The organism is Streptomyces sp. NPDC031274, assembly GCF_055570235.1.
This window is the reverse complement of the sequence record NZ_JBVIHP010000046.1, coordinates 33,716-39,911: the sequence shown is the minus strand read 5'-3', so window position 1 is coordinate 39,911 and position 6,196 is coordinate 33,716. Positions and strand designations below refer to the sequence as shown.

The following is a 6,196-nucleotide window of genomic DNA, read 5'->3' as shown; positions in this document are numbered from 1 at the left end:
CCCCCCCCCCCCCCCCCCCCCCCCCCCCCCCCCCCCCCCCCCCCCCCCCCCCCCCCCCCCCCCCCCCCCCCCCCCCCCCCCCCCCCTCCCCCCCCTCCCCCCCCCCGGGATCATGACCGGTGGCTCAGCCCTCTTCGGGCGCCAGCGTCAGCGAGATCGAGTTGATGCAGTACCGCTGGTCCGTCGGCGTCGCATAGCCCTCGCCCTCGAATACGTGCCCGAGGTGCGAGCCGCACCGTGCGCAGCGGACCTCCGTGCGGGACATCCCGTGCGAGGTGTCCTGGAGCAGCTCGACCGCGTCCGTGTCCTTGGGGTCGAAGAAGCTCGGCCAGCCGCAGTGCGACTCGAACTTCTCCTTCGAGGTGAACAGCTCCGCGCCGCACGCGCGGCAGGAGTAGACGCCCTTGGTCTTGGTGTCCGTGTACTCACCCACGAACGCGGGCTCCGTGCCCGCCTGGCGAAGGACCGCGTACTCCGAGGGGCTCAGCTCCGCGCGCCACTGCTCGTCCGGCTTCTCGACGTCGTACGACATGAGACTGAACCCCTTACTACTTCGGCTTGCTACTTCGACAGCTCGGTCAGGATCTGCGGGCCGAGGTCCGTGACGTCGCCCGCTCCCATGGTGAGAACGAGATCACCGGGCCTCGTCATTCCCGCGACGACCGCCGCGGCCTCGGTCTTGTCGTGCACGGCCCGTACGTCGGCGCCCGCCGCCACGGCCGCGTCGATGATCAGGGCGCTGGTGATACCGGGGATCGGGTCCTCGCGGGCGGGGTAGATGTCCAGGACCACGGAGGCGTCCGCGAGGGCCAGGGACTGGCCCATCTCCTTGCCGAGCTCCTGCGTGCGGGAGAAGAGGTGGGGCTGGAAGAGGACCAGGAGGCGCGAGCCGCCCGCGGAGGAGCGCATCGCCTCCAGGTCGGCCGTCATCTCGGTCGGGTGGTGCGCGTACGAGTCGATGACCTGGACGCCTGCCGCCTCGCCCTTGAGCTGGAGGCGGCGCTTGACGCCGGTGTAGGAGCCGAGGGCCGACGCGAGGTTGTGCGCGGGGATGCCGAGCGCGATGCCCGCGGCCAGGGCGGCCACCGCGTTGTGGGCGTAGTGGCGGCCGGGGACCGAGACCGTGAAGGTCAGGAACTTGCCGTTCAGGACGACGGTGACCTCGCTGGTCAGGCCACGCGCGGTGACCTTGTGGATACGCAGGTCGGCGCCCTCGGACTCGCCGTACGTCACCACCTTCAGCTCGCCCAGGCCGCGGACGCGCTTCGTCAGCTCGGCCGCGCCCTCCTGGTCGGCCGCGATCACCAGCGTGCCACCGGGGACGATCTTGCCCACGAAGGTCTCGAAGGACTCGTAGATCTCGTCCATCGACGCGTAGTTGGCGTGGTGGTCGAGCTCCACGTTCAGGACGATGGCGACCTCGGGCGCGTACTTGTGGAAGCTGCGGTCGCTCTCGTCCGCCTCGGCCACGAAGATGTCGCCTTCGCCGTGCAGCGCGTTCGATCCCGGTGCGTCCAGGTCGCCGCCGATCGCGTACGAGGGGTCGAGGCCCAGGGTGGAGAGGGTGACCGCGAGCATCGACGTCGTCGTGGTCTTGCCGTGCGTGCCGGCCACCGCGATCGGGCGCAGGCCTTCCATGAGGGAGGCCAGGGCGTCCGAACGGTGGACGACCGGGATGCCGAGCTCGGTGGCGCGGGCCAGCTCCGGGTTGTCGGCGCGGATGGCCGAGGAGACGACCACGCTGGTCGCGTCCGACGCCAGGTGCGCGGCGTCGTGGCCGATGTGGACCGTGGCGCCCAGGGTCCGCAGGGCCTCGGCCGTGGCGGACTCCCGCGCGTCACTGCCCGCGACCTTGGCGCCGCGCTGGGCCAGGATCTTGGCGATGCCCGACATTCCGGCGCCGCCGATGCCGATGAAGTGCGGTCGGTCCATGGCGGTGGGCAGGCCGGGTGCCATACGTGTGTCTCCCCAAGAGTCCAAGAGTTACGGCAGATGAGCAGAGCTCAGACTATTGCCTCGGGCAGGCGGCGAGCACACCTGCGCCCCGTAAGGGGCGCGGGGAAGCGCTCAGTCCTCGGTGTGAGAGAACAGCTTCAGAACCGGAACGCCCACCTTGTGCCGGGCACGTGACGCCCAGTCCCGGTGGAAGAACTCCTCCACGTAGTGCGGGTCGGTGAGGACGATGACCTCGTCCGCGTTCGCCTCGTCGACCAGCTGCTTGAGCGCGTCGAGGGGGTGGTCCTCGATCAGCTGCCCCGACGCCTCGCAGCCCGCCGCGCGCAGCGCCGTCAGCGAGACCCCCAGTGCCTTCTGAGCGGGGCCCGTCGCATCCTCCCCTTCGGGTACGTCCCCTTCCCTCGCCGCCTCGTCGATCTCCCCCAGAGCCACGTCGTCGATGGCCCGCAGCAGGCGGTCCGCCTGGTCGCCGCGGGGCTGGAGCAGCACCCGGAAGGTGACCGGCTCCTCGCCGTGCAAGGTGGTGACGAACTCCACGTCGGCGGAGGTCAGGGCCTTCTCGATCATCAATACGCTTGTGAACACGACAGGCGCCCTTCTCATCCGTGGGCCGCCGAGAGTCTGTCTCGACAGGCCCCTGCGGAAACCATCCTGCCCCGTGGCCGCACGGGGTCTGCGACTTTTAGTGTGCCCAGCGGAAGCGAAACGGAACGGACGATTCCGCTGATTGTCAGGTTTGACGGTATCGGGTGAAGAGGAACCCGGCCTCCTCCAGCACGGAAACCAGTGCGAACCGTTCCGGCACCTGGACCGCGGAGCCCCAGGAGATCCGCTGCGCGTCCCCCGCAGTGAGCATCGGGGACACCGTCAGACAGAGTTCGTTCAGGGCCCCCGCCGCCACGAACTGGCCGAGAAGACGGGGTCCGCCCTCCGTGAGCAGCCTGGTCAGGCCGCGCTCGGCCAGGGCGGGCGCGACCCGCTCCGGCTCCACGACCGCCCCCTCCCCCGCGATCACCACAACGGCGCCCGCCTTCTCGGCCGCGGCGATGCGGTCGGCGGGCGCGGCGGCACCGGTCACCACGAGCGTGGGCGCCAGCGGCTCGGTGAAAAGCGGAAGGGTGAAATCCAGGTTGAGGCTCGCGCTGACGACGGCGATCGCGGGCGCCACCGTCTGCCCGGCCGCCTCCCTGCGCGCGGCGAAGGCTTCACGCGCGCGTGCCGGTCGGTAACCCTCTTGGCGGACCGTTTCGGCGCCGACGATCACGGCGTCGGCGATTCCCCGCAGGGTGCCGAAGATCCGCATGTCCGCGTCGTTGGAGATCGGCTGCGACCGGCCGTCGTGCTGGGCCGCGCCGTCGAGCGTGGACACCATGTTGGCGCGCAGCCAGGCGGTGCCGCCCGAGGGAGCGGTGCCGCCGGAGGCAGCCGCGTCGCCCGAGGGATAGGCGTACGCGTCGGCCAGCTCCCCCAGCCCCCATTCTCGTACTGCTGTTTCTCGTACTGCTGTTTCGTCTGTCTGGTCGGTCACAGGGAACAGGCGTCGCATGTCCAGCAGTCTTGCACGGCGCTTAGAGTTAGGAACCGTGTCGTCCTCCACCACCGCCCCCGGCCAGAGCTCCATAGCCGAAGCGGGTCCCCAGTCGCTGTGCGCCCGCGAGCCCCACGTCCCCGCCGACCGTCTGGTCGCCGAGATGGTGCCGCCGCCGCGCTTCGACTCCGTCCGCTTCGACACGTACATCCCGGACCCGAATCAGCCGAGCCAGACCGAGGCCGTGCGGGTCCTGAGCGGCTTCGCGGCCGGGCTCGGCGGGGCGCACGCGTCCGGTGCGGGCAAGCGCCGCTGGTTCCAGAAGAAGGCGGCAGCGCCCACAGGGCCCCGCGGCGTCTACCTCGACGGCGGCTATGGAGTGGGCAAGACCCATCTCCTCGCCTCCCTCTGGCACGCGACTCCCGCGGCGCCCGAGCAGAAGGCGTTCGGCACCTTCGTCGAGCTGACGAACCTGGTCGGGGCCCTCGGCTTCCAGCAGACCGTACGCACCCTCAGCGGGCACCGGCTGCTCTGCATCGACGAGTTCGAGCTCGACGACCCGGGTGACACCGTGCTCGTGTCCTCGCTGCTCGCGCGCCTCGTCGACGAGGGCGTCGCGCTCGCCGCGACCTCGAACACACTGCCGGGCAAGCTCGGTGAGGGCCGGTTCGCCTCCGCCGACTTCCTGCGCGAGATCCAGGGCCTCGCCACCCACTTCAAGTCGCTGCGCATCGACGGCGACGACTACCGCCACCGGGGTCTTCCTCAGGCGCCCGCTCCGTACTCGGACGAGCAGGTCACCAAGGCCGCGTACGCGACCGCCGGGGCGAGCCTCGACGACTTCCCGCAGCTGCTCGACCACCTCGCGCGCGTCCACCCCAGCCGGTACGGAGCGCTCACCGACGGGCTCCGAGCCGTCTGCCTCACCGATGTGACGCCCGTCCCCGACCAGTCGACCGCACTGCGCCTCGTCGTGCTCGCCGACCGCCTGTACGACCGCGAGGTCCCCGTGCTCGCTTCGGGTGTCCCCTTCGACCAGTTGTTCAGCGAGGAGATGCTGAACGGCGGATACCGGAAGAAGTACTTCCGGGCGATATCGCGTCTCACGGCGCTCGCGCGGGACGCGCAGGGCCTCGTCAAGGCGTAGCGACTCACCGCTACGCGCGTGGTTCCCGCACGCCTGGGCGCGTGGTACACACATCCGGTCATGTTCCTGTCCGCCAGCAGGAGGTCGACCATTTATGTCCACGACACGACGTCAGGTGCTAGCCCGTACCGGTGCGGTGGGTGCGGGAATCGCCTTCACCGGCGCGCTCTCGGAACTCTTCGCGGGGAGCGCGGCAGCTCAGGGCAAGGCCGGGTACGGGCCGCTGGTGCCCGACCCCGCCGGACTGCTCGATCTGCCGAAAGGTTTCCGCTACAAGGTCCTCTCGCGGGAGGGCGACGATCTTCCCTCCGGTGAGGGCAAGGTGCCGAGCAACTTCGACGGCATGGCCACGTTCCGCGGCAAGCGCGGCGGAACCAACCTCGTACGCAACCACGAGAACCGCGTCACCGGCAGAGTCCCCGTGCCCACGGTCGAGGGCATCACCTACGACCCGATGGGCAAGGGCGGCTGTACGGCGCTGGAGCTCGACCGCCACAACAACGTCCTGAGCGAGCGCGTCGCGATCGCCGGGACCGCGGTCAACTGCGCGGGCGGTCCTACCCCTTGGGGTACCTGGCTGACCTGCGAGGAGACCGAGGACAAGGCCGGCACGAACGGCTACACCAAGGACCACGGCTTCATCTTCGAGGTCGACCCCGTCGACCCGCGCCGCACCGGAGCCGTGCCGCTCACCGCGATGGGCCGCTTCCAGCACGAGGCGATCGCCGTGGACCCCAGGCGCGGTGTCGTCTACGAGACCGAGGACGCCTTCCTCAAGCCCTTCGGCCTCTTCTACCGCTTCCTGCCCAAGAAGCCCGAGGGCGGCCGGGGCTCGCTCCGCGCGGGCGGCAAGCTCCAGGCCATGCGGGTGCCGGGCGTGCCCGACCTGTCCGCGATCCAGGAGACGGGCGCCAGCTTCAAAGGCATCGAGTGGGTCGACGTACCGGACCCGCTGGCCGCCCAGACGCCCATCAGGGACCAGGACTTCGGCCCCAAGGGCATCACGCACGCGCAGAAGCTGGAGGGCTGCTACTGGGGCGGGACGTCCGTCTACTTCGTCTCGTCGTTCGCCCACAGCGCGGAGGGGTCCGCGGCCGACCACTTCGGCCAGATCTGGCGCTACGACCCGTCCGAGCGCCGTCTCACCCTGGTGATCGTCTTCGGTCCGAGCACCGACATCCAACTGCCCGGCGAGTCCCCCGACAACATCTGCCTCGCCCCCAGCGGCGGCCTGATGGTGGCCGAGGACGGCGGTGGCGCACAGCACGTGTACGGACTGACGCGCCGCGGCGAGGTCTACGCGATGGCCCGCGGGCAGCAGAACATCGGCACCCCTCAGGAGCCCGAGTGGGGTGAGTTCGCGGGCGTCTGCTTCTCGCCGGACCACGACACGATGTACGTCAACTGCTACACGCCCGGCACGACGTTCGCCGTGACGGGGCCCTGGCACAGGACCTGACGGGGCGGGGGGGGGGGGGGGGGGGGGGGGGGAGGGGGGAGGGGGGGGGGGGGGGGGGGGCCGTGGTTCTCCCACGAGCACCCGGAAACAACACAAAGAGAGAGGG

Annotated in this window: 6 protein-coding genes; 2 read left to right on the top strand and 4 right to left on the bottom strand. The window is 70.6% G+C overall.

Annotated elements, in window-relative coordinates:
• Positions 1–124: 124 nt before the first annotated feature.
• From msrB to ACZ5CR_RS42030, 4 genes are all read right to left on the bottom strand, one after another.
• Positions 125–532, bottom strand: a complete 408-nt coding sequence (gene msrB / locus ACZ5CR_RS42045; RefSeq protein WP_468868000.1) for a peptide-methionine (R)-S-oxide reductase MsrB — start codon at positions 530–532, stop codon at positions 125–127.
• A gap of 29 nt (positions 533–561) precedes the next feature.
• Positions 562–1,956: a UDP-N-acetylmuramate--L-alanine ligase gene (gene murC / locus ACZ5CR_RS42040; protein ID WP_468867995.1), complete on the bottom strand. Its 1,395-nt coding sequence runs from the start codon at positions 1,954–1,956 to the stop codon at positions 562–564.
• 111 nt (positions 1,957–2,067) lie between these two features.
• Positions 2,068–2,523 (bottom strand): indole-3-glycerol phosphate synthase, encoded by a 456-nt coding sequence (locus ACZ5CR_RS42035; RefSeq protein ID WP_468868023.1) that lies wholly within the window; start codon positions 2,521–2,523, stop codon positions 2,068–2,070.
• A gap of 163 nt (positions 2,524–2,686) precedes the next feature.
• Complete coding sequence (locus tag ACZ5CR_RS42030) at positions 2,687–3,502, bottom strand: pyrimidine reductase family protein (protein WP_468867991.1); 816 nt, start codon at positions 3,500–3,502, stop codon at positions 2,687–2,689.
• Positions 3,503–3,539: 37 nt separating this feature from the next.
• Between ACZ5CR_RS42030 and zapE the strand changes: the two genes are divergently transcribed.
• Positions 3,540–4,631: a cell division protein ZapE gene (gene zapE / locus ACZ5CR_RS42025; protein WP_468867989.1), complete on the top strand. Its 1,092-nt coding sequence runs from the start codon at positions 3,540–3,542 to the stop codon at positions 4,629–4,631.
• Positions 4,632–4,725: 94 nt separating this feature from the next.
• The gene (locus ACZ5CR_RS42020) at positions 4,726–6,090 is read left to right on the top strand and encodes an alkaline phosphatase PhoX (RefSeq protein ID WP_468867984.1); all 1,365 of its coding nucleotides are present in this window, start codon (positions 4,726–4,728) and stop codon (positions 6,088–6,090) included.
• Positions 6,091–6,196: the final 106 nt, after the last annotated feature.